The following is a 2,356-nucleotide window of genomic DNA, read 5'->3' on the forward strand; positions in this document are numbered from 1 at the left end:
GTCCGGCGCGGCGGTCACGACGGCGGCGGCGGTCACGCGGCGGCCCGGCAGCGCCTGCGCCACCGGGCTCAGGTCGACGCGCACGAGGTTCCAGTGGTCCGGCACCAGGATGCGCGCCTCCCCCTGGCCGAGGGCGGTCGCGAGCATGCCGTGCTGGTCGCGCAGCGCGCGCCCGGATCCGGTCTGCGAGAGCCAGGCGCCGTCGTCGAGCCGCAGGTCGAGGGCGACGTAGGTGGAGCGGTAGGTGAGCTTCTCGTCGAGCACGGGCAGGACGGCGTAGCGCAGCTCGGCGCCGGCCTCCAGCGGCACGTCCAGGCCGTCGACCAGCACGGTGCGGTCCGCTCCGTGGTGCCGCACCAGGTGGGCGTTCTCACTGGTCAGGCCGGCGCCGGGGCGGCCGGCGGGGACATGTGCGGGCCCGGTCACGCGGCCACCTCCCCGATCGGGTCGAGAACGAGCACGGGCGGTGCGGTGACGGCCGCGGGCGCGGCGACGTCGGTGTCGTAACGAATTGCAGTAGGCCTTTCTTCGTGAGCGGGGACCGCCCTGGTGTCGTACGGCTACGCGGGCGCCGTCACTGGTCGGCGAGCAGCTTGTTGCACTCGTCGACCGCCGCGTCGAGGGCGTCCTGCGAGGTCAGGTCCCCGGCGATGGCCGCCGCGAACTGCTGGTTGATGATGGTGGTCATCTCCTCGCTGACCTCGACCGGCTGGAGCACCCGGGCCGTGGTGAGGTTGCTGAACGCGATGGCCTTGGCGTCGCCCTGGGGCGAGCCGTCGCTCTGGGACAACTCCGGGTTCTCCTGCGAGGACGCCGTGGAGGGGAACACGCCGGGCACCTCGGCGGAGAACGCCTCCTGGTTGGTGGCATTCGTGACGAACCGGGCCAAGGCCACCGCGGCGGGCAGGTGCTCCGACTCGTTCGAGACCGACAGCCCCTGCACGTACAGCGGGGTGTCGCCCATGTACGGCGAGGCCACGATCTTGCCCTCCAGCGACGGGTTGTTCGCCACCGCGCTGTTGATGAAGTTGCCGCCGCCGGTCGACCAGGCCACCTTGCCGTCGGTGAAGAGCTGGCCGTTGCCGAGGTAGGCGTCGGTGAGCACGTCGTCCGGCAGGAGCCCCTCGGCGTAGGCATCACGGTAGACGTCCAGGAGCGCGGCCGCCTCCGGCGTGTTGAACGTGAACTCGGTGCCGTCGTCGGAGAGCACGGGGATGCCGGCCGCCGCGAGGTCGCCCAGGCCGGGCTTCCGGCTCATGAGGTACGCGCCGGTCGTGTCGTGCATGGTCCGGGCCTGCGCGACGAGCTCGTCGAGGGTGGTCGGCGGGTTCGCCGGGTCGAGCCCCGCGTCCGCGAACAGCTCGGTGTTCCAGTAGTTCACGTCCGTGGTCAGGTACCAGGGGAACCCGTACGTGCCCTCCAGGCCCGCGTACCGGTAGGCCGCGAGCGCCCCGGGCACGTAGGTCTCCGCCAGGGTGTCGTCGACGGTGGTGACGTCGGTGAGCCGGCCCTCGCGCGCGAGCGAGAGGGCGAAGTCCGGCGGCAGGTTCGTGACGTCGGGCAGCTCGCCCGCCGCCGCCTGTTCGAGCACCTTCTCCGAGTAGTCGTCGCCGGGCTGGTCGAGCCAGGTGACCTCGGTGCCCGGGTACTGCTTCTCGAAGGCGGCGATCACGCCCTCGACGTACTCGGTGTAGCGGGGCTTCAGCGCCCAGGTCTGGAGCGTGACCGCGCCGGTCACGTCGCTCGTCGCGTCCGCCCCGCCGTCCGGGTCCGTGGTGCCCGTGCCGTCGAGGCCGCAGCCGCTGAGCGCGGCCAGCATGGTCAGGGCGACTCCCGTGGCGCCGATCCTGGTGATGCTCATGACTGTTCCTTCCGGCAGAGGCGACATCGCCCCTGGGCTCTGTCCGGTGGTGCATGGGTCGCCATGGCTCGACGAGCTCGCTCCAGCGAGGACCAAAGAGTCTTCGCCGGTTCCCTCCGGTGTCAAGACCGGAACGTCGCTCGTGTCAGACCTACAGCTCCCCTGGGTGAGCTGTAGGTCTGACACGTCGCGGGCAGCGCGGGTGGGCTACGCCAGGGTGAAGCGCAGCGTGCGCACCTCGAACGGGCTGAGCTCGAGCGTCACCGTGCCGTCGGCCGTCAGGTCGACGGCGCCACCGTCCAGGTCGTCCTCGATGAGGGTGACCGTCCGGGCGCCGGTGACCGGCGCCGCCACCGTCATGGTGCCCGACGCGCGGCGGCCCTGCGCCTCGTACACGCGCACCACGAGGTCACCCGACCGGTCGTCGGCGAGCTTGACCGCCGACAGCGTCACGCCGCCGCCCACGTGCACCAGCGGCTCGGACCCGGCCGCGCC

Annotated in this window: 2 protein-coding genes and 1 pseudogene; all 3 read right to left on the minus strand. The window is 72.1% G+C overall.

What is annotated here, in order from left to right:
• A pseudogene (locus tag PROKR_RS34755) lies at window positions 1-426 on the minus strand (GH92 family glycosyl hydrolase); the annotation flags it as partial.
• A 148-nt stretch (window positions 427-574) separates the two neighbouring features.
• The gene (locus tag PROKR_RS12595) at window positions 575-1,861 is read right to left on the minus strand and encodes an ABC transporter substrate-binding protein (protein WP_036963712.1); all 1,287 of its coding nucleotides are present in this window, start codon (window positions 1,859-1,861) and stop codon (window positions 575-577) included.
• A 207-nt stretch (window positions 1,862-2,068) separates the two neighbouring features.
• The coding region (locus PROKR_RS12600) for a glycosyl hydrolase-related protein (RefSeq protein ID WP_036963714.1) at window positions 2,069-2,356 on the minus strand (288 nt) is incomplete at its 5' end.

This window comes from Promicromonospora kroppenstedtii DSM 19349 (assembly GCF_000515355.1).
Classification (GTDB): Bacteria; Actinomycetota; Actinomycetes; order Actinomycetales; family Cellulomonadaceae; genus Promicromonospora; species Promicromonospora kroppenstedtii.

Coding starts and splice junctions, on each gene's coding strand:
- PROKR_RS12595 (WP_036963712.1), bottom strand. CDS start 1,861: ATGAGCATCACCAGGATCGGCGCCACGGGAGTCGCCCTGACCATGCTG.